Annotated in this window: 23 protein-coding genes and 1 pseudogene; 14 read left to right on the forward strand and 10 right to left on the reverse strand. The window is 68.2% G+C overall.

What is annotated here, in order from left to right; all coding sequences use genetic code 11:
- Nucleotides 1-7 precede the first annotated feature (7 nt).
- Nucleotides 8-1,057, reverse strand: coding sequence for a 3-oxoacyl-ACP synthase III family protein (locus tag NBRGI_RS21560; RefSeq protein ID WP_029899071.1), 1,050 nt, complete (start codon nt 1,055-1,057; stop codon nt 8-10).
- A gap of 490 nt (nt 1,058-1,547) precedes the next feature.
- A complete protein-coding gene (locus NBRGI_RS21565) occupies nt 1,548-2,213 on the reverse strand; it encodes a TetR/AcrR family transcriptional regulator (RefSeq protein ID WP_051727933.1) in 666 nt (221 codons plus the stop codon).
- A gap of 114 nt (nt 2,214-2,327) precedes the next feature.
- On the opposite strand from NBRGI_RS21565, the gene NBRGI_RS21570 reads away from it, so the two are divergent.
- On the forward strand, nt 2,328-3,206 hold the full coding sequence (locus NBRGI_RS21570; protein ID WP_081878180.1) for a ferredoxin reductase: 879 nt from the start codon (nt 2,328-2,330) through the stop codon (nt 3,204-3,206).
- Between the two features lie 69 nt (nt 3,207-3,275).
- On the opposite strand, the gene NBRGI_RS21575 is transcribed toward NBRGI_RS21570, so the two are convergent.
- On the reverse strand, nt 3,276-3,947 hold the full coding sequence (locus NBRGI_RS21575) for a TetR/AcrR family transcriptional regulator (protein WP_029899074.1): 672 nt from the start codon (nt 3,945-3,947) through the stop codon (nt 3,276-3,278).
- A gap of 148 nt (nt 3,948-4,095) precedes the next feature.
- Here NBRGI_RS21575 and NBRGI_RS21580 point away from each other — a divergent pair, with 148 nt between their 5' ends.
- Nucleotides 4,096-5,667, forward strand: a complete 1,572-nt coding sequence (locus NBRGI_RS21580) for a succinic semialdehyde dehydrogenase (protein ID WP_029899075.1) — start codon at nt 4,096-4,098, stop codon at nt 5,665-5,667.
- Between the two features lie 32 nt (nt 5,668-5,699).
- Nucleotides 5,700-6,530: an SDR family NAD(P)-dependent oxidoreductase gene (locus NBRGI_RS21585; protein WP_029899076.1), complete on the forward strand. Its 831-nt coding sequence runs from the start codon at nt 5,700-5,702 to the stop codon at nt 6,528-6,530.
- Between the two features lie 4 nt (nt 6,531-6,534).
- On the opposite strand, the gene NBRGI_RS21590 is transcribed toward NBRGI_RS21585, so the two are convergent.
- Both NBRGI_RS21590 and NBRGI_RS21595 read right to left on the reverse strand, forming a co-directional pair.
- Nucleotides 6,535-7,335 carry a putative protein N(5)-glutamine methyltransferase gene (locus tag NBRGI_RS21590; protein ID WP_029899077.1) on the reverse strand — a complete coding sequence of 267 codons (801 nt, stop codon included), beginning with the start codon at nt 7,333-7,335 and terminating at the stop codon, nt 6,535-6,537.
- 504 nt (nt 7,336-7,839) lie between these two features.
- On the reverse strand, nt 7,840-8,712 hold the full coding sequence (locus NBRGI_RS21595) for a YdcF family protein (protein ID WP_036560225.1): 873 nt from the start codon (nt 8,710-8,712) through the stop codon (nt 7,840-7,842).
- Between the two features lie 247 nt (nt 8,713-8,959).
- Here NBRGI_RS21595 and NBRGI_RS21600 point away from each other — a divergent pair, with 247 nt between their 5' ends.
- The 8 genes and pseudogenes from NBRGI_RS21600 (at nt 8,960) to NBRGI_RS21630 (ending at nt 15,900) form a co-directional block, all read left to right on the forward strand.
- A complete protein-coding gene (locus NBRGI_RS21600; RefSeq protein WP_029899079.1) occupies nt 8,960-9,811 on the forward strand; it encodes a bifunctional 5,10-methylenetetrahydrofolate dehydrogenase/5,10-methenyltetrahydrofolate cyclohydrolase in 852 nt (283 codons plus the stop codon).
- A 221-nt stretch (nt 9,812-10,032) separates the two neighbouring features.
- Nucleotides 10,033-10,710: pseudogene (locus tag NBRGI_RS49945) on the forward strand (MFS transporter); the annotation flags it as partial.
- Nucleotides 10,711-10,831: 121 nt separating this feature from the next.
- On the forward strand, nt 10,832-11,341 hold the full coding sequence (locus NBRGI_RS49180) for a hypothetical protein (RefSeq protein WP_235211048.1): 510 nt from the start codon (nt 10,832-10,834) through the stop codon (nt 11,339-11,341).
- Nucleotides 11,342-11,419: 78 nt separating this feature from the next.
- On the forward strand, nt 11,420-12,139 hold the full coding sequence (locus NBRGI_RS21610) for a GntR family transcriptional regulator (RefSeq protein WP_029899080.1): 720 nt from the start codon (nt 11,420-11,422) through the stop codon (nt 12,137-12,139).
- A gap of 122 nt (nt 12,140-12,261) precedes the next feature.
- Complete coding sequence (locus tag NBRGI_RS21615; RefSeq protein ID WP_029899081.1) at nt 12,262-12,804, forward strand: thiamine pyrophosphate-binding protein; 543 nt, start codon at nt 12,262-12,264, stop codon at nt 12,802-12,804.
- Nucleotides 12,801-13,394: a thiamine pyrophosphate-dependent enzyme gene (locus NBRGI_RS21620; RefSeq protein ID WP_226887282.1), complete on the forward strand. Its 594-nt coding sequence runs from the start codon at nt 12,801-12,803 to the stop codon at nt 13,392-13,394. The genes NBRGI_RS21615 and NBRGI_RS21620 overlap by 4 nt, the downstream gene beginning before the upstream one ends.
- Nucleotides 13,391-14,770, forward strand: a complete 1,380-nt coding sequence (locus tag NBRGI_RS21625; RefSeq protein ID WP_029899083.1) for an aldehyde dehydrogenase family protein — start codon at nt 13,391-13,393, stop codon at nt 14,768-14,770. The genes NBRGI_RS21620 and NBRGI_RS21625 overlap by 4 nt, the downstream gene beginning before the upstream one ends.
- Nucleotides 14,767-15,900, forward strand: coding sequence for a mandelate racemase/muconate lactonizing enzyme family protein (locus tag NBRGI_RS21630; protein ID WP_029899084.1), 1,134 nt, complete (start codon nt 14,767-14,769; stop codon nt 15,898-15,900). The genes NBRGI_RS21625 and NBRGI_RS21630 overlap by 4 nt, the downstream gene beginning before the upstream one ends.
- 9 nt (nt 15,901-15,909) lie before the next feature.
- On the opposite strand, the gene NBRGI_RS44055 is transcribed toward NBRGI_RS21630, so the two are convergent.
- Nucleotides 15,910-16,665, reverse strand: coding sequence for a hypothetical protein (locus tag NBRGI_RS44055; RefSeq protein WP_148310897.1), 756 nt, complete (start codon nt 16,663-16,665; stop codon nt 15,910-15,912).
- A gap of 219 nt (nt 16,666-16,884) precedes the next feature.
- A complete protein-coding gene (locus NBRGI_RS21640) occupies nt 16,885-17,310 on the reverse strand; it encodes a MarR family winged helix-turn-helix transcriptional regulator (RefSeq protein WP_036560229.1) in 426 nt (141 codons plus the stop codon).
- Between the two features lie 35 nt (nt 17,311-17,345).
- Between NBRGI_RS21640 and NBRGI_RS21645 the strand changes: the two genes are divergently transcribed.
- Entirely contained in the window at nt 17,346-19,151 is a 1,806-nt protein-coding gene (locus NBRGI_RS21645) for an ABC transporter ATP-binding protein (RefSeq protein WP_029899087.1), read from the forward strand.
- Between the two features lie 4 nt (nt 19,152-19,155).
- Here NBRGI_RS21645 and NBRGI_RS21650 read toward each other — a convergent pair whose 3' ends face one another.
- Together NBRGI_RS21650 and NBRGI_RS21655 are read right to left on the reverse strand one after the other, a co-directional pair.
- The gene (locus tag NBRGI_RS21650) at nt 19,156-20,064 is read right to left on the reverse strand and encodes an alpha/beta hydrolase (RefSeq protein ID WP_029899088.1); all 909 of its coding nucleotides are present in this window, start codon (nt 20,062-20,064) and stop codon (nt 19,156-19,158) included.
- A gap of 145 nt (nt 20,065-20,209) precedes the next feature.
- Complete coding sequence (locus tag NBRGI_RS21655) at nt 20,210-20,959, reverse strand: L,D-transpeptidase (protein ID WP_029899089.1); 750 nt, start codon at nt 20,957-20,959, stop codon at nt 20,210-20,212.
- Nucleotides 20,960-21,371: 412 nt separating this feature from the next.
- Here NBRGI_RS21655 and NBRGI_RS49185 point away from each other — a divergent pair, with 412 nt between their 5' ends.
- Both NBRGI_RS49185 and NBRGI_RS49650 read left to right on the forward strand, forming a co-directional pair.
- Nucleotides 21,372-21,548, forward strand: a complete 177-nt coding sequence (locus tag NBRGI_RS49185; RefSeq protein ID WP_235211051.1) for a hypothetical protein — start codon at nt 21,372-21,374, stop codon at nt 21,546-21,548.
- The gene (locus NBRGI_RS49650; protein WP_268808420.1) at nt 21,549-21,770 is read left to right on the forward strand and encodes a zinc-binding dehydrogenase; all 222 of its coding nucleotides are present in this window, start codon (nt 21,549-21,551) and stop codon (nt 21,768-21,770) included.
- Here NBRGI_RS49650 and NBRGI_RS21665 read toward each other — a convergent pair whose 3' ends face one another.
- A complete protein-coding gene (locus tag NBRGI_RS21665; protein WP_029899090.1) occupies nt 21,771-22,736 on the reverse strand; it encodes a TIGR03557 family F420-dependent LLM class oxidoreductase in 966 nt (321 codons plus the stop codon).
- Nucleotides 22,737-22,868: the final 132 nt, after the last annotated feature.

The raw sequence follows: 22,868 nt of genomic DNA on the forward strand, positions 1-22,868 counted from the left end.
GCTGACCTCAGACCTTCAGAGACGAGATGGTGGTGGACAGGAAGCCGGTCACGATGCCGGAGGCGGCCGGGATCATCAGCAGCTTCGAGCCCGCCGGAATGTTCTGCTCGCTGAGTTGATCGTGCAGAACGATGAAATGCGAAGTGGTGGAGGTATTTCCGTACTTCTCGATGACCCGCAGATCGGGTGGCATCGGGGTGCCGAACTCGCGCTCGCAGATGGCGTTCATCCACGGGATCGCGGCCGCGCCGAACTGGTGGTGGATGACGTAGTCGAACTTCTCGTCGGCGAAGGTACGGCCCTGGGCTTCCAGATAGTTGATCTGGCTGTTGGTGCCCAAAAGGAAGCGGTCTTCGTTGTGCATTTTGCGGTTGTCGGTGTACAGCGCAACACCCTGGCTCTTGTCGCTCGGCATGCCGAGACACAGGTGCGAGTACTCCGCGGCGGTCATCAACTCGATGTAGTGGATCTTGTCGTCGTCGTCCACCGCCTGGTCCAGCACGATCGCCGCGCCCGAGTCGCCCACCGAGAGCGAGGCGAACTGCAGATCGTATTTCTCGGAAATCTCCGCGACCGCGGTGTCGGCGATCGGAGTAATGGCCTCGCCGCTGACCACCATGCCGTTGCGCACGGCCCCGGAGCGGATCATCCGATCGAGAATGTAGGTGCCGGTGAGCATTCCGGCGCACGCGTTGGAAACGTCGAAAGTAATGGCCTTCTTCGCTCCGATAAGGCGGCTTATCGACCCGGCGAACGACGGCTCCATGTACATGCGGGTGGCGTGGTTGCTCCGCGTGATCGAGGTGGAGATGATCACGTCGAGCTCTGCGGCTTCGTATCGTGACCTGGACAGACAGTCCTGCGCCGCCTTCATCGCGATTGCGAACGAGTCTTCGTACGACTCCGGTCTGGTGTCGTGCACGCGGCGTTCCTTGACGCCGGTGATCTTCTCGAGATCGAAAGAGGGAGGTTCCTGCAGCCGGGAGAGCAGCTCCTGGGTGGTGACGACATTCGAAGGCAGATAGGCACCGATGGATTCAAATCGAGAATGCGACACGCGCGCTCCTGAAATCGTGGAGAAAATACGGTTCCGCGATCGTCTCTGATCTTCGGTGCGTCGGACACTACCCGACGGTAACAACAATCGCCTCGGTCCATATGTCCAGGCGCGCATGCGTTTTCAAGTATCTGTACCGTGAGGTATCACCAACTGGTGACCGGCTGGCTATGGTGCGATGACAGTGCTGCGCGGGAGTCGCTTTCGGTACTCATCAACGGGTTTGACCGCTACACGCCAGGGTGGGATCGATCGTTGTGAGCATGCCGCTATGGCAGGATGGCGAACTTGTAGCTAACTCAGTTGTCGCTGCGCTTCGCGCGGTACGAACGGGCGCTGGATGTGAGTGACTTCACTGCGAATCATGCAGGATACTCGGTCGGCGGCCGCCCGGGGGTGCTACTTGCCGTGTCATCAACTGTGTTGCGGCCGAAGGGAACCCGCGCACCGCGGGGATCGTGGACCGGGTGGATACGTCGGATGAATTCGCCTAGGTCTCCGAGCCTGCCGAAGAGCGCACTCGGGCAACGTTTTCCAGCACGGTCGCGGCGTGCTCGTCGAATCGTTCTCGGGAGACCGGGATCTCGCCGTCCAGCCAAGGCCGGTAGAGATAGGCCAGGGCGCCGAAGATGGCGCTGGCGTTGAGGGCGCTGTCGTGCTCGTCGGGTCCAGGGTCGGTGTAGTCGCCGGCGCCGATCGTCAAGGCGATCGGCGCCGTGAATAATCCGATGAGCTGATTGGCGCGGGGCATGAGCACCGGGGTGGCCTGCGACTCGACGAACATGATCCGGCCGCGGCGGCGATCCTCGGTGAGGTAATCGGTGAAGACGGTGACCAGGTGCCGGAACATGGCGGCGCGGTCGAGCGGGGCCGAGGGTAATGCCGCGAGTAGTCGATCCCGGGCGCCGAGCACCACGGTGTCGAGCACGGTGGTGAGCAATGCGTCGAGATTAGGGAAACTCTCGTAGAAATAGCGCTCGGTGAGCCCGGCCTGCCTGCATACTCCGCGCATCGAGGTTTCCGCCGCGCCGATCGTCGCCATCAGTTCGGTGCACGCCTCGATCAGCTGGTCGCGGCGCATGGCGACCCGAGCGGCGGGGGACCGGCCGCGCCAGCGGCGCATCCCCGGGATCGCTCCGTCGTCTTCGGCGGCCATGGCGCCATCTTCTCACAGCTCGAATGTGGACATCGGGTGATGTTGACAGCAGTTGATGTCATCAATAGATTGCGAGAACGCTTGTGCTTCGCCGATCAGAGATGAGGATGCGAGATGGGCTCTACTGGATACGTCGATCAGCCGCAGGTGCGTCGCACATGCGCCGTGACCTTCGAGTTCGGTACGGGCCCAGCCGCTTTCCGCTCCGGCGAGCCGACGATCGCGCCCCGCGTCGCGCAGCGGCGGCCGGCGCAGCCGACCGGGCAGCGTCCCGCGATGCTCGCCGAGACATTACCGCAGTCACTGCGCCGCAACGGTTTCGAGGTTGTTGTAGACCGGATCGAGCCGGAGGCCGACGGCGTCGTCAGCCTGTGCCTACGCGATCCGGACGGCGACGCCTTGCCCGCCTGGACACCAGGGGCGCATATCGAGCTGTGCCTGCCGTCCGGTCGGCTGCGGCAGTATTCGCTGACCAACGACCCGGCCGAGCGGGGGTACTACCGCATCGCGGTGCGCTACCTCGAGCACGGCGACGGCGGCTCGCGGGAGGTGCACGAGCGGCTGCGCGTCGGCGACCGGTTGCCGATTCGGGGGCCGCGCAACGCTTTTCCGCTGCTGGCCGCTGCGCGCTATCTGTTCGTCGCCGGTGGGATCGGCATCACGCCGATCCTGCCGATGGTCGGTGCCGCCGAGCGTGCCGGAACTCCCTGGCGGCTCATGTATTTCGGCCGATCGCGGGCCCGGATGCCGTTTCTGTGCGAGCTGGCCCGGCTCACCGGCGGGGATGTGGTGGTGCGCCCCGACGACGAATTCGGCCTGCCCGATCCGCGCATGATTTTCGCGCAGACACCGACGGGGGCAGCGGTTTACGTCTGCGGCCCGCCCGTGCTCGCGGAGGCCGGCCGGGAACTGCTCGCGCTGCACGACCCGACCGCCACGGTGCACACCGAACGTTTCGCCCCGGCGCCGATGCGGGACAACGCATCCCAATGAACCTGTGAACCCGGTGATCAACGACGCTCGCCGGGTTCGCGGGGCTGAAACGTCCGAGCGTGCTCGGGGTCAGTGCGGGAAGATGCCGGGCAGATCCAGCGCATAGGCGAGATCGGCGCGGGTGCCGAGGGTGGTGAGCAGCACCCGGATCATGGTGAGCCGCGCCTCGGCGACGGTCGCCGGATCGGGCTCCGCGCCGGGTGCGGTACCGGACGAGATCCGGTAGACGACGTACTCGCAGACGTGCAGGGCCGCGTCGAGGTCGAGCGGGCTCGGGACCGGACGGCCCAGCTCGGTGAACGTCGTGCGGACCAGGTCGCGGATGTCGTCGAGCGCACGCTCCCGGTAGGCCGACACCGGCGAGGCCGGGTCGTGTAGTTCGGCGAACAGCGGCCGCAGCATCGCGCCGTGCCCGCCGGCCCAGGCCAGATAGGCGTCGATCAGCCGGATGCCGAGCTCGACGGGTTCGTCGGTGCCGGTGAGAGCCTCGGCGATGCCGTCGACCAGCCCGGCGTTCGAGGTTTCCAGCAGCACGTGCAGCGGCTCGGTCGCGTTGCCGAAGTAACGGTAGAAGGTCGGCCTGGCCAGCCCGGCCTGCTCGATGATCTGCGCGACGCTCAGTCCGCGAGAACCGTTGCGGGTGAACACCTCCGCGGTGGCCAGCACGATTCTGGCCCGGACCTCCTCGGCCTGTTCCGGGGTCTGCGGCGGACGGCCCCGCCGCGTGGTCGCCTCGGTCACGACGCGGCGCCACCCACATGGTGCTGCCTCACAGTCGGCAGCCTGCCATGTCTGTGTTCCATGACGAACAGCTTGACACGAAGCGCGGCACGTCCATTAATCTAACACTAGTGTTCAATTAATGACGCACAGATCGAGAGGGCCGACGATGACCACCGCCTCCCCGCTGGCTGCCGCCGACGCCCTGCCGTCGGCGCTCGTCCAGCCCCTGCTCGAGCGTGCCGTCGCGGGCGGCGCGCCCGCCGTCGAGGTGTTCGCGCCCGCCACCGGGCGCAAGATCGCCGATCTGCCCCAGTCCTCGGTTGCCGATATCGACCGCGCCTTCGCGACCGCGCGGGCGGTGCAGCAGGAGTGGGCGCGCCGCCCGATCCGGGAGCGGGCCGCCGTGCTGCGTCGTTTCCACGACATCGTGCTGGCCGAGCAAGACGTCGTGCTCGACATCGTGCAGACCGAGACCGGCAAGTCCCGGGCGCACGCCTTCGACGAGGTCGGCGATGTCGCGGTCAACGCCAGGTACTACGCGCAGGTCGCCCCGAAACTGCTCGCCACCCGCAAGCCGCGCGGTGTGCTGCCGGTGCTCACCCGGGTCGACGTGCGGCACCGCCCGAAGGGCGTGGTCGCGGTCATCTCACCGTGGAACTACCCACTCGCCCTGGCCGTCTCCGACGCGCTGCCCGCGCTGGTCGCGGGCAACGCGGTGGTCGCGCGACCGGACAACCAGACCGCGCTCATCGCGCTGTGGGCGATCGACGCCGCCGAACGGGCCGGGCTGCCGAAAGGGTTGTGGCAGGCGGTACTCGGCCGCGGTTCGGTGATCGGCGGCGAGGTGATCGGCCGCGCCGACTATGTCGACTACACCGGTTCCAGCGCCACGGGCCGGACCATCGCGCGGCAGGCGGGCGAGCGGCTCATCGGCTACTCGCTCGAACTCGGCGGAAAGAACCCGCTGGTGGTGCTCGCCGACGCCGACGTGGCGCGGGCCGCCAAGATCGCCATCCGCGCCTGCTTCGCCTCGGCCGGTCAGCTCTGCGAATCGATGGAGCGAATCTATGTGCACGAGAAGGTGTATGACCAGTTCGTCCGCGAATTCGTCGGGCACGTCGAGGCAATCACGCTCGGCGCGGACCTGAACTTCGACAGCGACATGGGCTCGCTCACCTTTCCGCGCCAATTGGACACGGTCCGAACGCATGTCGAGGACGCGGTGGCCAAGGGCGCGACGGTGCTCGCGGGCGGGCGGGCACGCCCCGATCTGGGGCCGTACTTCTACGAGCCGACCGTGCTGAGCGGCGTGCGCCCCGGCATGACCGTGTATCGCGAGGAAACCTTCGGCCCGGTCGTCTCGATCTATCGAGTCGCCAGCGACGACGAGGCGGTCGAACAGGCCAACGACACCGCCTACGGCCTCAACGCCAGTGTGTGGACGAAGGACACCGAGCGGGGCCGCGCGGTCGCGGCGCGGATCAACGCCGGATCGGTGAACGTCAACGAGGGCTTCATCGCGGCCTGGGGCAGCGCCGACGCGCCCTCGGGCGGACTCGGCATCTCCGGCACCGGCCGCCGGCACGGCCCCGAGGGCCTGCTGAAATACATCGACACCCAGACCATCGCGGTGCAGCGGGTACTGCCGATCGCGCCGTTGCCCGGCATGTCCGAACAGCTGTGGGCCAAGACCATGACGCTCTACTTCGGCGTCATGAAAACACTGCGCCAGAAATGACTTCCGGCGATACCGAGCAAAGACAGGGACGGATGAAACTCGACACGGTTGCGGGGAAGAAGGTGCTCGTCACGGGTGCCGCCATGGGCCTGGGCAGGCTGTTCGCCGAACGCGCGGTGCGCGAGGGCGCGGCCGCCGTAGTGCTGTGGGACATCAACGAGGTGGCGCTGAAGGAGACCGCCGCGGAGCTCACCGCGCAGGGCGGCGACATCCACCACTTCGTGGTCGACGTCTCGGCGCCGCAGGCGATCGCCGAGGCGGCGGAGTCGGTGCGCGCCGCGGTCGGCGGCATCGACATCCTGGTCAACAACGCGGGCATCGTGCGCGGCAACAGTTACTTCTGGGACACCGAGAACCGGGCCGACATCGCGCAGACGATGGCCATCAACGCGCACGCCCCCATGTATGTCACGCTGGAATTCCTGCCCGCCATGGTGGCCGGCTCGACCGAGGCGCGCGTGCTGACCATCGCGTCGTCGGCGGGCCTGGTGTCCAACCCGCGGATGAGTGTCTACGCGGCGTCCAAGTGGGCGGCGCTCGGCTGGTCCGATTCGGTGCGGATCGAGCTCGAGCAGGCGGGTCACCAGCACGTCAAGGTGACCACCGTCTGCCCGACCTACATCAACACCGGCATGTTCGACGGCGCGAAGGGCTTCCTGTTCACGCCGATCCTGGAGCAGGACGAGGTGGTCGACACCTCGTGGCGGGAGATGAAGAACGGGACGCCATTGGTGATCCTGCCCTGGACCTCGCGGCTCAATAAGGCGATCTCCGGTCTGCTGCCGATCAAGCTGCGCGACCTTTTCCTCAACTCGGTCGGCGTCTACCACTCGATGGACGAGTTCACCGGCCGCAAGAAGTAGCGCCTCAGCCGGTCGGTTTGGTGCCGATCACGACGGTGGCGTATTGCTCCTCGGAGGCCGCGATCCGGCCGGCGAGTCCGTGCTCGGCCAGCACTGCGAGCGCGGATTCTGCCTGTGCCGCACCGGCTTCCACCAGTAGGTGGCCGCCGGGGGCGAGCCAGGACCGCGCGCCCGCGGCGACGCGGCGGAAGATGTCGAGACCGTCGGGTCCGCCGTCCAGGGCGGCGCGCGGTTCGTGGTCCCTGGCCTCCGGGGGCATCCGCGCGATCATGGCGGAGGGGACGTACGGGGTGTTGGCGAGCAGGATATCGATGCAGCCGAGCAGTTCCTCGGGGAGCGGATCGAAGAGGTCGCCCAGATAGACGGGGGCGCCGAGCGCGGTCAGGTTACGGCGCGCGCAGTCCACCGCCACCGGATCGATATCGGCGGCGGCCAGCGTCGCGGGCCGACGCTCGGCCGCCAGGGTCGTGGCGAGGGCCAATCCCAAAGCGCCTGACCCGCAACACAAATCGACTACCACCTGATGCCGGGTCCGGGTGCGAGCCAGCGCGGCCGCCTCCTCGACCAGGAACGCGGTGCGCTGCCGTGGCACGAAGACGCCCGGCGCGACCACGACGCGTAAGCCGTGGAACTCGGCCCAGCCGAGCAGGTGCTCCAAGGGCGTGCCCGCGACACGCCGGGCCACCAGGTCGTCCAGCTCGGCGCCGGTCTCGGCCGCGGCGGCGGTGAGCAGGCGGGCCTCGTCCTCGGCGAAGACGCACCCCGCCGCCCGCAGCGTCGCGACCACCTCGGTTCTGCCTGCCATCACCCGCCCATCCTGCCGTGCCCCCATCAGGCCAGGCCAGCGGTTTTTCGGTGACCTCGCGCACGAACCGCAGCCACCGCCGCGCACGTTCCGCCATTCTGCGCGCGTGTCGTTCGACGGACACGTGCGCGGCAGAACAAGACGTGCGCCGCGGGACAGGATGTGCGCGGTAGGACGGCACGCGCACGTTTCGTCGTCCCGCGCGCGTGTCACTCGACAAACACGTGCGCGGCGGGACAAGACGTGCGCAGCAGAACAAGACGTGCGCGGCGGGACAGGACGTGCGCGGCGGAACAAGACGTGCGCAGCGGGACAGGATGTGCGCGGCAGGACGGCGCGCGCACGTTTCGTCGTCCCGCGCGCGTGTCAATCGACAGCCACGTGCGCGGCGGGGCGGCGCGCACGTTTCGTTTTCCCGCGCGCGTGTCACTCGACAAACACGTGCGCGGCAGAACAAGACGTGCGTGGCGGGCGGGAAGGGTGCGGCGGGTCAGCTCGGGGGCGTCAGCGGGCGGTGTCCAGTTGGAAGGTGCGGGTTGCGTCGAGGTAGATGCCGCGCTGGGATTGGCGCGAGGGGGGCGGCAGCTGCGAGACCAGTTGATCCAGGGACGTGGTCGCGCCGACCACCCGGGTGCCCGCGACGATGAAATCGGCGACCGCGCGCCGGATGTGGTTGGGGGAGGTGACCACCACCGCGCTGGTCGCGCCGACATCGCGCAACATCTTGGTGGCGAACAACGCGTTCTGCACAGTCGAACCGGCCCGGTTCTCCACGTGGATGCGGGTCGGCGGTACTCCGTGCCCGATCAGCCAACCGGCCATGGCGTCGGCCTCGGCGATCCCGTTCTGCGGGTTGCCGCCGGTGACCACGATCGGCGACAACGGCGCCGCGATCGACTGCAGCCAGGCCGCGATCAGGCGGTTCACCAGTTCGGGGCGCAGCGCGCCGTCCGGCAGCAGCCCGTAGCCGAGCACGACGATGCCGGTCTCCGGGCCGATGAGCGCGGGCATCGGATTGGGCAGCGTGCCGACCGCCGCGCCGATGGCGCCGAGCACGTTGTTGGTACCCGCCGCCATGTGCGGATCGAGGATGTTCAACCGCGCCATGGCGTCGGCGAGCGCGGGCAGGTCGTTCGCGTAGTGCGACCAGATCGCCTGCAGGGCAAGGGCTTCGGCGTCATTGGGGTCCGCGCCGATCAGATTGCGCAGGTCGGCGCGGCCGGCGACGTCGTCGCCGTCGGTGAAGTTGCGCTGGGCGGAGTTGTAGAGGGCGTCCGTCTCCGGCCCGGCCGCGGCCGGAACCGCGGACAGCGCGGTGAGGGTGAGCGCCGCGAGCACCGTCGCGGCGAGATGTGTCCAGTGCCTCGAGATCTTCACTACAGTCGACACCTTTCCGCGAATCAGACCGGGTTGGGCACGTGCTGGCAGTTAGCCGGGGGCAAGCAGTGCTCACCATACGGCGGGTTGATCTGGAAATCACGTATTAACCGGGGGGATTCTGAGTTTTATTTTTGGGCATGGGGACAAACCGGACCGCGCCCGCGGGCGACTTGCCGGAGATGTCCGATGCGGGCCCGGAGCCGTTGGCCGGTGCCGTCGCGCGCGCCCGATAAGGTGTCACAACGTGGATACCGTTTCGCTGACCGGCAAGGAACTCGCCGCCGCCCTCAATGCCGACACCAAGCAGCGCGCCGCCGCGCACGCCGAGTCCGGTGCCGCACCGCGCCTGGCGCTGATCGTGGCGAACGACGACCCGGCCAGCGCCTGGTACGTCAACTCGCTGCGCAAGGCTGCCGAGCGGCTCGGAATCGCTTGCGACACCGTAGATCTCGGTGCCGACGCGAGCGCGGAGACGATCCGCGCGGAACTCGCGGCACGCAGCGCGGACCCCGCGACCGACGGGATCATGCTGCAGACGCCGCTGCCCGCCGGCATCACCCTGGAGGACGTGAGTTCCGCGATCGCCGCGCCGAAGGACGTCGACGGGGTGAGCCCGCTCTCGCTCGGTCTGCTCGCCTCCGGGTTGGCGGGTTTCGTCGCCGCGACCTCCGAGTCGGTCATCGAGCTGCTGAAGCACCATCAGGTCCCGCTCGCCGGGAAGCATGTCGCCGTCGTCGGCCGCTCCAATATCGTCGGCAAGCCGCTGGCCCAGCTGCTGCTCGCGGAGAACGCCACGGTCACCGTCTGTCATTCGAAGACCACCGACCTGCCCGCCGTCACCTCCGCCGCCGATATCGTCGTCGCCGCCGCGGGCCGGATCGGCCTGGTCACCGGCAAGCACATCCGCGAGGGCGCGGTGGTGGTCGACGTCGGCACCAACGAGGCCGCCGACGGCAGCATCGTCGGCGATGTGGACGCGGAATCGGTGCGCGGCAAGGCTGCCGCCCTCACCCCGGTTCCCGGCGGCATCGGCCCGGTGACCACCGCCCTGCTGATGCGTCACGTCGTAGTCGCCGCGGAGCACGCCCGCCGCTGACCTTTTCCAGGCGCAGCTGCCTCGCCATTCCGACGGCCGGACCCGGCCCGCAAGGCCCCGGGTCCGGCCGTCGGCGTATTTCCGCCCTCCGATCGAGGCTGTCGGGAAACTCTTGTGCGTCAGGTCACAGGATGAGTAGCATGCTACTCATTGAGTGAGACATGTTACTTACGCAAGTGGCATGCCATCACAGCTTGGCTCTGTGCTGTGGAGGAAACAAAATGGATGCGCTGCAGGCGAATACGATCCGGAAGATCACCCGCCGGATCGTGCCGCTGCTGGTGATCGGCTACATCGTGAGCTACATAGATCGGATCAATGTCAGCTTCGCGAAGTTCGGTATGGAAGAGACGTTCGGGATGAGCGCGACCCAGTACGGGTTCGTCGCGGGCATCTTCTTCGTCGGCTACGTGCTCGCCGAGGTGCCGAGCAATATCATCATGACCAAGGTGGGCGCGCGGATCTGGCTCAGCCGGATCCTGGTGACCTGGGGCATCATCGCGACTCTGACTGCGTTCGCGGTCAACGTGGAGATGGTCTACCTGCTGCGCTTTCTGCTCGGCGTGGCCGAGGCGGGCTTCTTTCCCGGCATCATCGTGTATCTCACCCGCTGGTACCCGAATGCCGAGCGCACCAAGGTGATTTCGACCGTCATGGTGGCGATTCCGGTGGCCAGCGTGCTCGGCAGCCCGCTCAACGGCTGGATTCTCGACACCTTCGACGGTGCACTGGGATTGGACGGCTGGCGCTGGGTGTTCATCGTCGGCGGCATTCCGGCGGTGCTGCTCGGCGTGGTGTTCTTCTTCGGGCTCACCGAGACGCCCGCGCAGGCGAAGTGGCTCAGCGCGGCCGAACGGGCTTGGCTCACCGAGACATTGGCGGCCGAGAACGCCGAACGCGCGCAGAGCGCCCCCGCCGGGCATCTCGCCGCACTGCGGAACAAGCGCGTACTCGCGCTGTGCCTGGCCTACTTCCTGCTGCTGTGCGGGTGCGTACCCGCTGGCCTACTGGATGCCGACGGTGGTCAAGGAGGTCGGGCACGGCCTGAGCAGTACGCAGATCGGTTGGCTGTCGGCGGTGCCGTTCCTGCTCGCCGCGATCGGGATGTATGTGACCGGACGGTTGGTGCGCGACGAACGTTCTTCGAAACCGGTGCTGGCCGCCCTGGCGATCTCGGTGGTGGCCTTCACCGTGACGGCGTTCGCGCTCGGCTCGCCGCTGCTGGCGTTCACCGCGATCACCGTGGCCACCATGGCGGCGCAGACGGCGAAGCCGCTGTTCTGGGCGGTGCCGACGGCATATCTGGCCGGGGTCGGCGCGGCCAGCGGTATCGCGCTGATCAATTCGCTCGGCAACGCGGCCGGATTCGTCAGTCCGTACGCGTTCGGCTGGATCAAGGACGCATCCGGCGGGCACACCGGTTTCGCGATCGCCGTGATGATCCTGGCCAACGTGGGCGCACTGGGCGTGGTCGGCGCGATCGCGTTGCGTTCGAAGGCGCGTCGCGCCGCGAAGGTGCCGAGCGCCTGAGCGACTATGCTGGTGAATCGCCCGGGGCCGCTGTGCCACGGGCGTTTTCCCGTTGCGTCGGTCCATTGAAGAGGTGCCTTGTCGGAGGATGCGGTAGACAGCAAGTCCGAGCAGATCGCGGCCGAGATCCGGGACGCGATCCGGCAGGGGCGGCTCGAGCGTGGCGTGCTGTATTCGTCGCGTGAACTGGGCGAACGGTTCGGGGCCTCGCGGACGCCGGTGCGTGAGGCGCTGTTGAAGCTGGCCGATCTGGGCCTGGTCAAGATCGAACGCAATCGAGGCGCGCGGGTGCTCGGCCAGGACGGGCGCGGCATCGTCGACCTGTGCAGCCTGCGCGTGCTGCTCGAGCCGCCGGCCTGTCGCAGCGCCGCGGCGGTGATGACCAGCCGCGACGACGAGGCGATGCTGGCCGAATACCGAATCATGGAACGCACCGCCGACGGTGGCGCCGAGTACTTCGCCGCCGACGAACGCTTGCACGAACTGATCCTGGAGGCCAGCGGTAATCGCCGGCTGGCCAAGTTCGTCGCCGAACTGCGCCAGACCCTCGCCCTGGACGGCAGGCACAGCGTGCCGCGGTACCAGACCGTGGACACGGCCCTGAAGGACCACTGGGACATCATCGACGCCCTGCGCAAACGCGACGGCGTCGCGGCCGAACGCGCGATGCGCAAGCATCTGGTCCGCTCCGGTGACCTGCTCGTCGCGCACAGCAGTGCCGACAACCGCGGCCTGGTCGCCGAATGGCGTCGCTGGGTCTCGGTCTCGGTCCCCGAAGGCGACCAAGTCACCTACTGACCGACCCCTTGCCGTCCCATGGCCGACCTCTAGACGAGAGTTGCATGCTACTCATTGAGAGTAGTATGTTTCTCTTATCAAGTGGGCTGCTACTTGGCAGCTGGTCCGGCGAAGGGGCATTCGTGAATTCCAACTCTTATGCGGCATCGGTCGCCAGAGGTATCTGGGCGGCGGAGGTGGATCTGGTCGGGTACGTGCCGTCGGTGAGCGTGGCGCCCGTCATCAACGCGCTGGTGCAGACCAGCGGGGGTGCGGCGGGCCGGTCCGAGCGGGTCTTTCCGCTGTCCAGGGAGGAGGAGGCGGCGGGAGTGCTGGGCGCGCTGCCGCTCACCGGCAAGCTCGGCGCGATCGTCATGCAGGACAACGGCTTCGGCAACGCGCTGACCGCGCTGACCACCTTCAACCTGGCTTACCACCTGCCGCTGCTGATCGTGGCGAACACGCGCGGCGGCCTCGGCGAATACAACTCGATGATCCACACGTTCAGCCAGCATGTCCCCGGCGTGCTCGCGCGTTTCGGCCTGCCGTTCTTCGAATTGGACCGGCGCAGTACGGCTTCGGATTGGGAACAGGTGGTGACCGAGGCGGGCGTCCACGCGCGCATGACATTTCGGCCGGTGGTGGTGCTCGCCCACTTCTGGGCGACCGACGGAAAGGCCGCGTGATCGTGCAACGCATCGACGCTCTGCGACTCGTCGCCGAGCAGACCGCCGACCTGCCCGTCGTCGTGACCTGTGCCGCTTCCAGCCGGGAACTGGCCGCGGTCGCCGATCGCCCGAACCACCTGTATCTGCTCGACGCGATGGGACTGGCCGGGTCGGTCGCCACCGGGATCGCACTGGGCCTCGCCGATACCGGGGTGCCGAAGGTGGTGACCGTCGAGGGTGACGGCTCTCTGCTGATGAACCCGAATGTGCTTGCCACGGGCGGTTTCCTGCGCCCGTCGAAACTGGTGCTGGTGCTGCTGGACAACGGCGTCTACGGCGCGACCGCGAACCTGCCGACCTACGGTTCGCGCATCGACCTGGGGGAGTTGGCGACCGCGGCGGGCTGGACCGTGCTGCGGGCCGCCGATCCCGAACAGCTGTCGGCTCGGCTCGCCGAATCGCTGACCCTGGACGGCCCGGTGTTCCTGCACGTGCGCATCGCGGTGGGCAACGCGACCGGTGTGCCGAAGCTGCTGGCGAACCCGGTGGTGCTCGGCCGCCGGTTCCAGGACTGGCTGGCGGCCCGGGTGACCGAGGCGGCCCGATGATCACCACGATCGACCCGGCGACCGGAAACCCGCTCGAGGCTTACGCTTTCACCCCCGATCATCAGCTGTCCACCCTGCTGAACCGGGCCGTCGCGGCCGCGGGCCGGGCCGCCGACGAGCCGGTCGCGGACCGGGCCGACCGGCTGCGCCTGCTGGCTGCCCGCCTGCGCGCCGACGCGCCGGTACTGGCGGCGCTGATCACCACCGAGATGGGCAAACCCATCACCCAGGCCGCCGCGGAACTCGAAAAGTGCGCCGTCACTTGCGATTACTACGCTGATCGAGTCGCTGATCTGCTGCGGCCGGAAGCGGTCGACGTGTTCCCGGAGAGCGGGCAGATCCGCGTCCGGCCGCTGGGCGTGCTGCTCGCGATCATGCCGTGGAACTACCCGTTCTGGCAGGTGTTCCGGTCGATGCTGCCCGCCCTCGCGATCGGGAACACGGTGCTGCTCAAGCACGCCGACAACGTCACCGGCTGCGCCGTCGCCGTGCAGCGGCTGTTCGACGAGGTGTGCGGCACCGGCGTGCTGACCAGCGTGGTACTGCCGCCCGAGCGGATCGGACCGCTCATCGACGACGCCCGTATCGCCGCCGTCGCGTTCACCGGCAGCAACCGGGTCGGCGCGATCGTGGGTGCGCGCGCGGGCGCGGCGGTGAAGAAGGTCGTGCTGGAACTCGGCGGCTCCGATCCGTTCATCGTGCTGTCCGACGCCGATATCGCGGCAGCCGCGGCCGCGGCGGTGCGCTCCCGGTTCCTCAATGTCGGGCAGAGCTGCATCGCCGCGAAGCGGATCATCGTCGAACAGCACGTCTTTCCCGAGTTCACCGACGCCATGGTGGCCGAGCTGGACAAGCTCGTCGTCGGCGACCCGATGCTGCCCGGCACCGATATCGGACCGATGGCGCGGGCCGACCTGCGCGACGAGCTGCGCAGGCAGCTGACCGCGACGCTGGCCGCGGGCGGCGCGGTATTGACCGGCGGCGCTGCCGATTCCGGGCCGGGCGCCTGGTTCCCGCCGACCATCGTGACCGTGCCGGACACGTACGCCGTTGCCTTTCAAGAGGAAACCTTCGGCCCGCTCGGCGCGGTGCTGCCGGTCGCTTCGGCCGCCGCCGCGCTCACGGCCGCGAATGCCTCCGCCTACGGCCTGAGCTGTTCGATCTGGGGCGAAGACCTCGGACGGGTACAGCAACTCGCGGACCGGGTCGCGGCGGGTTCCGTCTTCGTCAACCGCATCTCCGAATCCGACCCGCGCCTGCCCGTCGGCGGGGTCAAAGCCAGTGGGCACGGCCGGGAGCTGAGCAGCTACGGCGCCACCGAATTCGCCAATATCCAGGCGGTACGCACCGCCTCTTCCGCGAGGAGCAGTCGATGACCATCACCCGTGTCCGAGCCCGCGTCGTCGGCATCCCGGTCGACAAGCCGACCCGAATGTCCAACCGCGACTTGACCGATCGGCACTACGTGCTGGTCGAGATCACCGACGACAGCGGCGCGACCGGGCTCGGCTACACCTACGCCGGGACCAGCGGCGGCACGCTCACCAAGTGCGCGATCGACGATGTGCTGGCGCCGGTGTACCTCGGCGCGGACCACAACGACGTGTCCGGCCTGTGGAGCCTGGCCTATCAGGAGGCGCTGCTGGCGGGCCGGCGCGGTGCGGTGCTGCGGGCGCTGTCGGCGATCGACATCGCGCTGTGGGATCTGCGCGCGAAGCGGGCGGGCCTGCCGCTGGTGAGCCTGCTCGGCGGCGCGACGGCTCCGCTGCCCGCCTACGCATCGGGCGGCTACTACCGGCCCGACGAGGGCGAGTGGACCCAGGCGGTGCGCAAGGAAATCGAATTCAATGCGGGCCAAGGCTTTACCGATCACAAGATCAAGGTCGGCGGCCTGAGCGTGGCCGAGGACGCGCGCCGGGTGGCTGCCGCGATCGAGGCCATCGGCGACACCGGCAGGCTCGCGCTCGACGCCAACAACGCCTACCGCTCCGTGCACGAAGCCCGCACCGCCATCGAGGCTTTCGAGCGCGCGGCCGGCGAGCACGGGCTGTGGTGGTTCGAGGAACCGCTCGCCCCGGACGCGATCGCCGGGCACGGCGAACTGGCCGCGCAGATCCGCACCCCCGTCGCCACCGGCGAAATCCACCAGACGCGTTGGGAATTCCGTCAGCTCATCGAATCGAACGCGGCTGCGATCCTGCAGGCCGACGCCGGTGTGGTCGGCGGCGTCACCGAATGGCTGCGGGTCGCGCACGCCGCGGACGCGTTCGGCTTGCAGATGGCGCCGCACTGGCACCACAACCTGCACGTGCACCTGTGCGGTGCGGTGAGCAATACGCTCGTGGTCGAGTACTTCGCGCTGGAGAAGGGCATCTACAACTTCGAACGGCTGCTCACGCCCGAGACCCGGCTGCGCTACGGGGCCAACCAGGTGCAGATCCCGTCGCGTCCCGGACTCGGCATCGAATTCGACGAGCGGGCCGTCGCCGAGTACGAATTCGCCTGACGCCCCGGCTCATTGGCCGGGACTGATGGCACTGATCAGCGTGCGCGCGCCGTCTTTGGTGGTGGTGACCAGTTGCGGGTTGTAGGTGACCGGGGTGCGGCCGGGCCGGTTCTCGGTCACCACCACCATGTACTGCCCGGCGAACGCGCCCGGCGTGATCGCGACGCAGTAGGTGGTGCCGGCCGGGATGGTGTCGATACCGCGCTGGATGGCCTCGGCCGACTCCACCGCGGCATCGGGGGTCGTCGCCGCGCGGACCTCTGCGCCGGAACGCGCGACGTAGTACGCGTGCTGGAAAGCGAAGATCGCGGCCGGGCCGGAGTCGAATCCGCCCGGATCGTTGCCCTTGATCCGGTTGCCGACCCGCTCGGCCTCGCACGGTGCGCCCGGCGCGGCGGCGGGCACCAGGGTCTGCGTCGGCGCGGCCGCGGTGTCCGGTGTGGAGTTGCCGCCGAACACCACGAACGCGACGGCCGCCAGCGCACCGACCACGACCACGCCCAGCGCGGGGATCAGCCACCGCTTCGCCGAGCGCCTGCCGCGGGACCGGTCGATCAGCCCGCTGAACTCGTCTTCGAAATAGCCGGACTCGTAACCGGGTTCGTAGTCCGGTTCCGGTTCCGGCAGCCGGTCCATCCAATCCGAGTACGCCCCTTGATACCGGTCGTCAGGTCCGGACGGCTGGTCCGGTCCGCCGCGTCGCATCATCTGTGGCCCCCGCCCGTAATCGTTGTCGGGCCGTGAGCCCATCTCCGGTCGATCCATCGCCCCACCTTCTTCAGGTCATACCGCCAGGTTATCCGCAGCGTTCCCGGAATGCAGCAACGCTCGGACCCGCAGGTCCCGCCGACGACGCCGTCGCCCCGGGCAGAATACTGCTCATTTGCGGGCGTACCCGCTCATCGAGGAGGTACCGGGCGGTAAGTCTCGCGAAATGGGCGAATTGACCGAATCGAGCCACGGGGATCGGGCAAGTCGACAGTGCTAGCAGGTTGCGGTGTCCAAAGCCGCCAACAGCGTGCGCAGGGTTTCGCGCTGCTCGGCGGTGAGGGTCGCGAAGAGTTCTTCGGCGGCTTCGCGACGTGCTTCGGCCATGCGACCGAGGGTGGCGCGACCGGTGTCGGTGAGCGTGACGAGGGTGGCGCGGCGGCTGGCCGGATCGGTTGTGCGGTGCACGAGACCTGCGGCGCTGAGCGCGTCGACGACGGAGGTCGCCGAGCGGGGCACGATGCCGAGCCGGTCGGCCAGTGCGGTCATCCGCAGCGGCTCTTGCTGGTGGCCGATGATCCGCAGGGCGCGGGCCTGCGCGGGGGTGAGGCCGAGTGGAGCGAGCCGGGACGACTGATTGCGGCGGATGCGTTTGGCCGCCCGCAGGAACAGTTCGGGGAGGTCGGTCTCGGCGGTCTCCATGATTCTGAGCATAACTCATTGTTTCGGGAACAATTATGAGCCATGCTCAGTTTCATGACGTAGTTCCTCGGAAGGAGCCGCCTGTGCAGCCCCCAGCTCAGCTTCGCCGGATCGTCCGGCTGTTCCACCCCTACCGGGCCCGCTTGGCCGCGGTCGCCGCACTCGTCGGTCTGTCCTCGGTCGTCGCGCTGGCCTCGCCGTTCATGCTGCGCGCGGTGCTCGACGACGCACTGCCGCACGGGCGCACCGGCCTGCTCACCCTGCTCGCGGCGGGCATGGTCGCGGTCGCGGCGCTGACCAGTGTGTTCGGCGTCTTGCAGACCTACATCTCGACCACTGTCGGCCAGGACGTGATGCACGATCTGCGCTCGGCGGTGTACGCGCAGTTGCAGCGAATGCCGTTGTCCTTCTTCACTCGAACGCGCACCGGGGAGGTGCAGTCGCGCATCGCCAACGATATCGGCGGCATGCAGTCCACCGTCACCTCCACCGCGACCTCGCTGGTCTCGAACTTCACCACGGTGCTGGCCGCGATCGTCGCCATGATCGTGCTGGACTGGCGGCTCACGCTGGTCTCACTGGTCATGCTGCCGTTCTTCGTCTGGGTGAGCCGCCGGGTCGGCAACGAGCGCCGCAAGATCACCGCCCAGCGCCAGCAGAAACTGGCGGGCATGTCGGCGATCGTGGAGGAGTCGCTCTCGGTGAGCGGGATCCTGCTCGGCCGCACGATGGGCCGCTCGCCCGCGCTGGTGGACGGTTTCGCGCGCGAATCGCGCGGGCTGGTCGATCTGGAGATCCGCGCGAGCATGGCGGGGCGGTGGCGGCAGTCGACCATCACGATCGTCATGTCGGCGATGCCCGCGGTGATCTACTGGGCGGCGGGGCTGACCGTCACGGCGGGCAAGCCGCTGGTGTCGATCGGCACGCTGGTCGCGTTCACCACCTTGCAGACCACGCTGCTGCGCCCGATGGTGCAGTTGCTCTCCACCGGCGTCGAGGTGCAGAGTTCGCTCGCGTTGTTCGGCCGCATCTTCGAATACCTCGATCTGAAGCCGGATATCGCCGAACCCGCGCGGCCGGTCCCGCTCGGTCCGGTGACCGGCGCGGTGCGCTTCGAACACGTCGGGTTCGCCTACGCGGCGGGTGATCGAGAGGTGTTGCGCGATATCGACATCAGCGTGCCGGCCGGGACGAGCCTGGCCGTCGTCGGCGAAACCGGTTCCGGCAAGACCACACTCGGCTACCTTGTGGCGCGGCTCTACGACGTGAGTTCCGGACGGATCACGATCGACGGAAAAGACGTGCGCGAGCTGTCCTTCGCCGATCTGGCCGGCGCGGTCGGCGTGGTCGCACAGGAGACCTACCTGTTCCACGCCTCGGTCGCGGACAACCTGCGGTTCGCGAAACCCGATGCGACAGAACAGGAACTGCACGACGCCGCGCGCGCCGCGCAGATCCACGACCACATCATGAGCCTGCCCGAGGGTTACGCCACCATGGTGGGCGAGCGCGGTTACCGATTCTCCGGGGGCGAGAAGCAGCGGCTGGCGGTGGCTCGCGCGATCCTGCGCGATCCGCCGATCCTGGTGCTCGACGAGGCGACCAGCGCCCTGGACACCCGCACCGAGCGGCAGGTGCAGCAGGCCATCGACGCGCTCTCGGCCGGCCGCACCACGATCACCATCGCGCACCGCTTGTCCACTATCCGCGACGCCGATCAGATCGTCGTGCTCGATCACGGGCGCGTCGTGGAGAGCGGCACCCACGACGAACTCATGGCACGCGAAAACCGTTACGCGGCTTTGGTTTCCCGTAACGAGGTGCTGCCCGCCGCGGCGTGAGCGGTCAGGCCGAGGTCCGGGGCACCCGGAGATGCTCGACCAGGAACGCGGTTTCGTCGGCCACCACCTGGTCGAAATCCGGCGACACGTAGATGTCGAAGTGGCCCGCCTGATACTCGTGCACCTCGACGTTCGGCCCGGCGGCCGCGGCATAGCGCAGGGTGCGGCCGGGCGGCGCCACGCTGTCGGTCAGGCAGACGCCGAGGAAGACCGGGCAGGCGATTTTGCGCAGAGCGCGGCCGGGCCGGTACAGGGGAAGGGTGAGTCCGATCCGCGCGGCGATCGCATCGTGGTGGGTGAACTCGGCAGGCACCAGGCCGGTGTAGCCGGGGGCGGCGTCCGGCGCGTTCATCAGGGCCGTCGTGCCGGGCGCGCCGGTCAGCGGGACGGTGACCGGCGCGCGGCGCAGCACGGCCGCGCCGACGTCCAGGCCGGCCCGGACCGCGATGCCCAGCAGCGGCCGCAGCCCGACGGTCGTCGCCGAGGTCGGTCCGTCGGTGAACGGGCACTGCGAGACGACCGCCGCGACGCGCTGGTCCCGCGCCGCCACCTGCAGCACGTGTCCACCGCTGAAAGAGGTGCCGAACAAGGCGATTCGGGACGGATCGATCCCGTCGAGACTGCTCGCGTAGTCGATGGCCGCCGACCAGTCCGCCAACTGGCGGCTGATGCTCAGCAGTTGACGCGGCGTACCGTCGCTCGCGCCGAAATGCCGATAGTCGAAGACCAGGGCGGCGATGCCGGCGGCGGCGAAATGTGCGGCAAAGGCGTCCAGGCGCATCTCCTTCACCGCGCCGAGCCCGTGTGCCAGCACGACCAAGGGGACGTCACCGTCCCCGGTCTCCGGTCGATAGAGCCAGCCGCGCAGTGTCGTTCCATGCGAACGGAATTCGATGTCCGAACGTGGTGCCATCCGTCAGCTCCTGATGCCATCGAAAGAGACCTTGTGTCCCATTTGCTCGATCATGGCACGAATCGGAGCCGTAGTACCGGGTGGCGCCCGTCACAGCCTTGCTGCTGCCGTCACCGCACGCGCGTGCGGTGACGGTGGCGGTCGCTCACCAGTGTGTGGTGACCGGATCGCCGATGCTGATGGTGTAGTAGACCCATGCGGCGTCGTCGGGGGCCAGGTTGATACAGCCGTGGCTCACGTTCGAGTTGCCCTGCTGCTCCACCGACCACGGCGCCGAGTGGATGTACACCCCGCCCCAGGTCAGGCGCTCGGCGTACTCCCCGTTGATCACGTAGCCCTCGGGCGAACTCAGCGGGATGCCGATGGTCCTGGAGTCGAACACGACCGAGCGTGCCTTCTCCAGCACCGGGAACCGGCCGGACGGCGTCTCGAAGCCGGGTTTGCCCATCGAGGCGGGCATCGTCCTGGACTCGCCGCCGACGGTCAGCGTGAAGGTGTGGGCGGACATGTCGGCGTCACCGTAAACGCCTACGTTGGTACGGAATTCGGTGCGGGCCTGGCCGACGCCGACGCTGATGCGGGCGCTGGCGGGCAGATATCCGGTCGGCGTCCAGACGACCTCCCGGTCGGTCGTCCACGCGAAGGTGCCGGGCAGCGGATCGGTGGCCCTGATATCGACGGTGCGTTCCGCGGCGGCCCGGTCGGCGACCGGTTGCGCGAACCGGATGGTGACCGGGTGGGCGACGCCCACCACCTGCCCGTCGGACGGCCCGATCAGTTCGATCGGATTCGCTGTCGCCGTACCGGCCATACCGGCCGTCGCGGTGCCGGACCACCAGATGGCCATTGCCGCGACCAAGATCATCAAGAACAGATACCGGAGCACATTTCTCATGGCTCCACCCCTTACGAGATATGGGTAGGCAAGAATGCAATTTTAGGCCTCATGATCAACTCGGTCTACGAATCGATCCCGGCCGTAGTCCAGTCGTAACCGGACCATGCCCCTCTCTACGTTGCCTACCCGCCTCGGCGGCCGCCAAACCCGCCGAAAGTCGCACCAAACGACCGTTCGTGCAGATCAGCGGCCTGCGCCCGGCGTCTGCGCGGTGTGCGATCGGCGCGTGCGTCGAGCTTCGAAGGCGTCATTTCGACGATCCGACGGCAAGGGTCTTGCAGGACGACAAGGCCCCGGACAGCTTTCGGTGGGTATGGATTTCACGCCGCTCGAATGTGGTGTCCATCAAGACCATTCGGTGGAACTCTGCCCAATCGAAACAACGGTGGAGAATTGACGGCATGTCGGCGTGCACGTGCTCGGCACCGCCCGCGCGGCCCGGCACGAATATCTGCGCGAACTGGGTGCGACGGAGCTGATCGATTACACCGCAGTCGATTTCACGGAGGTGACCGGTGAGATCGACCTCGTCGGCGGTGAATACGGATCCCGCTCCCTGCGTGTCCTACGTCCGGACGGGCGCTGAATCGATTGCCTCGGCTCGGACGCGCCGCGGTCCGAGCGTTTCTACGTCACTCCGTCGGCACAGACGCTGCGCGAGATCGCGACGCTGGTCGACCGTGGTCACCTGAATGCGACGGTCGACCAAGTGCTGCCGCTGGGGGAAGCCGCGCAAGTGCACCGGCTCAGCGAATCCGGCGGCGTGCGCGGCAAAATGGTACTCACCCCGTGGAACACGCCGGACTGATCACGACGGCTCGAGCGTGCGCAGCCGGGGCTCGAGTTCCTGCTGGAAGAAATCGATGAAGCCGTCCGGGTCCGGTCCCGCGTTCTGCATGACCAGGCGGTCGAAACCCGCGTCGACGTACTGCTGAGCGACCTCGACGTAGCGGGAAGGGTCTGGGCCACAGGCGAATTGCGCCAGCACGTCGTCCTCGCGCACGGTGCGGGAGGCGGCGTCGAAATTCACCGGGTTGGGCAGTTCGCTCATCACCTTCCAGCCGGTGAGCGCCCAGCGGCTGGTCTCCAGCACCGCCTTCGCCGCGGTCGACTCGTCGAGGGCCCACGCCATGGGCACCTCGGCGTAGCGGGGGCCGTCTCCGCCGCTGTCGCGATAGTGCCTGATGATCTCCGACTTCGGCTCGGTGGCGAACAGGCCGTCGCCGAGTTCGGCGGCGATCCGGGCCGACGGTGGCCCGCTGGCCGCGACCGCGATCGCGGGCAGTTGCTCGGGCAGATCGAAGACCCGCGCGTCCGACAGCGACAGGTAACGCCCGTCATAGGACTGATAGCCGCCGCGCCACAGCAGCCGGATGATCTCCAGTGCCTCGCGCAACATTTCCTGCCGGATCCGGGCATCCGGGAACTCGCGGGCGACCACATGCTCGTTCAACCGCTCACCGGAGCCGACGCCCAGCGTGAACCGGCCGTCGGAGACCAGCGCCAGCGTCGCCGCGGCCTGCGCGATGATCGCCGGGTGGTAGCGCACCGTCGGGCAGGTCACGCCGGTGGCCAGGCCGATCCGTTCGGTCTGTGCGGCGATCGCGCCGAGCACGGTCCAGGCGAACGGGGAATGGCCCTGCTCGTCCAGCCACGGGTGGTAGTGATCGCTGATCTCGACGAAGTCGAATCCCGCCGACTCCGCCCGAATCGCTTGGCGTATCAGTTCTTTCGGCCCGAATGCCTCCGCGGCCAACTTGTATCCGAGCTGCACGGCTACCTCCTCGGCACTGTCGGGCACGGCCGTTCGACCGTGCTCACCTGGCGTTCAGCGCCGACATACCCGGCCGAGCGGACCGGAAACCCGCGGGCTATTTGCGCAGGGCGTGCACCACGTCGGCGTGCA

The organism is Nocardia brasiliensis IFM 10847, from assembly GCF_000710915.1.
In the GTDB taxonomy this organism is placed as follows: domain Bacteria; phylum Actinomycetota; class Actinomycetes; order Mycobacteriales; family Mycobacteriaceae; genus Nocardia; species Nocardia brasiliensis_A.

Excerpts from the sequence above, each read along its gene's own strand:
- NBRGI_RS21565 (WP_051727933.1), bottom strand. The coding sequence starts at position 2,213 with ATGGCCGCCGAAGACGACGGAGCGATCCCGGGGATGCGCCGCTGGCGC.
- NBRGI_RS21570 (WP_081878180.1), top strand. The coding sequence starts at position 2,328 with ATGGGCTCTACTGGATACGTCGATCAGCCGCAGGTGCGTCGCACATGC.
- NBRGI_RS21580 (WP_029899075.1), top strand. The coding sequence starts at position 4,096 with ATGACCACCGCCTCCCCGCTGGCTGCCGCCGACGCCCTGCCGTCGGCG.
- NBRGI_RS21585 (WP_029899076.1), top strand. The coding sequence starts at position 5,700 with ATGAAACTCGACACGGTTGCGGGGAAGAAGGTGCTCGTCACGGGTGCC.
- NBRGI_RS21590 (WP_029899077.1), bottom strand. The coding sequence starts at position 7,335 with ATGGCAGGCAGAACCGAGGTGGTCGCGACGCTGCGGGCGGCGGGGTGC.
- NBRGI_RS21625 (WP_029899083.1), top strand. The coding sequence starts at position 13,391 with ATGATCACCACGATCGACCCGGCGACCGGAAACCCGCTCGAGGCTTAC.
- NBRGI_RS21630 (WP_029899084.1), top strand. The coding sequence starts at position 14,767 with ATGACCATCACCCGTGTCCGAGCCCGCGTCGTCGGCATCCCGGTCGAC.
- NBRGI_RS44055 (WP_148310897.1), bottom strand. The coding sequence starts at position 16,665 with ATGGATCGACCGGAGATGGGCTCACGGCCCGACAACGATTACGGGCGG.
- NBRGI_RS21640 (WP_036560229.1), bottom strand. The coding sequence starts at position 17,310 with ATGGAGACCGCCGAGACCGACCTCCCCGAACTGTTCCTGCGGGCGGCC.
- NBRGI_RS21645 (WP_029899087.1), top strand. The coding sequence starts at position 17,346 with ATGAGCCATGCTCAGTTTCATGACGTAGTTCCTCGGAAGGAGCCGCCT.
- NBRGI_RS21650 (WP_029899088.1), bottom strand. The coding sequence starts at position 20,064 with ATGGCACCACGTTCGGACATCGAATTCCGTTCGCATGGAACGACACTG.
- NBRGI_RS21655 (WP_029899089.1), bottom strand. The coding sequence starts at position 20,959 with ATGAGAAATGTGCTCCGGTATCTGTTCTTGATGATCTTGGTCGCGGCA.